Origin of the sequence: Paraburkholderia madseniana, from assembly GCF_009690905.1 — a bacterium.
Taxonomy (GTDB): Bacteria; Pseudomonadota; Gammaproteobacteria; order Burkholderiales; family Burkholderiaceae; genus Paraburkholderia; species Paraburkholderia madseniana.
This window is the reverse complement of record NZ_VOSW01000307.1, coordinates 1-717: the sequence shown is the minus strand read 5'-3', so window position 1 is coordinate 717 and position 717 is coordinate 1. Positions and strand designations below refer to the sequence as shown.

Below are 717 nucleotides of genomic sequence, written 5' to 3'. Positions count from 1 at the left end.
GAGATGAGGAGGGGCCGGGGGGCCGCGGAGAGTGGAAAAGGAGACGGGGGGCGGCGGGGGCGGGCCCCGGCCCCCCCCCCCGGCCCGCCGCCGCCCGCCACCGCCGCACCCGACCACCACAATTTCCGGCGTGGTGCGCTCGGCCGCCGCACCGGTGCGCTGCCGATGATGCGCTGCTGCAATGCCGCGCCAGGCGGATCGACCTTGTCGGCGGCCAGCCATGCATCGAGGCCGGCCGCGTCCGCCAGCAACGCGTCGGCCTCGGCACGATGCGCCGCGGCCCAGGCCTCTGCCGCCGCGCGTTCGTGTTGCGGCCAGCGGCGCGGATCGGCGCCGTAGGCTTCGACGATCTGATGGAATCTTTCGGGCGTCATGATTTGTCCTTGCTAAGGCCGCTGCCGGCCAGTTGGGCGCGCAGATTGCGGCGCGCACGTGCCAGCAGACTTTCCAGCGCATCGACCGTGATGCCCATCAGGGCGGCAGCGTCGATGTTCGACATCTCCTGGTAGTAATTCAGCACCAGCGCCTCGCGCTGTCGTGCCGGCAATGCGGCGAGCGCCTCGCGAACGCGCTTGTCCTGGGCGCGCGCTTCAAGCGCGGCGTCGGGCAACGCGGCGGGGTCGATCTCGTCGGGCCTGTCGGCTTGCGGGACTTCGCGGCGGGCGCGCAGCCGGTCAGTGCAAAGGTTTAGCGCGACACGAGTGGCCCACGTATCGG

At 72.0% G+C, this 717-nt stretch carries 2 protein-coding genes; both read right to left on the bottom strand.

Annotated elements, in window-relative coordinates; translation table 11 throughout:
- Positions 1–374 (bottom strand): hypothetical protein (locus FSO04_RS45955; RefSeq protein WP_233465471.1); only part of this gene is annotated, 374 nt, incomplete at its 3' end.
- Positions 371–717 (bottom strand): sigma-70 family RNA polymerase sigma factor (locus FSO04_RS45950; protein ID WP_154568035.1); only part of this gene is annotated, 347 nt, incomplete at its 5' end. The genes FSO04_RS45950 and FSO04_RS45955, both read right to left, overlap by 4 nt.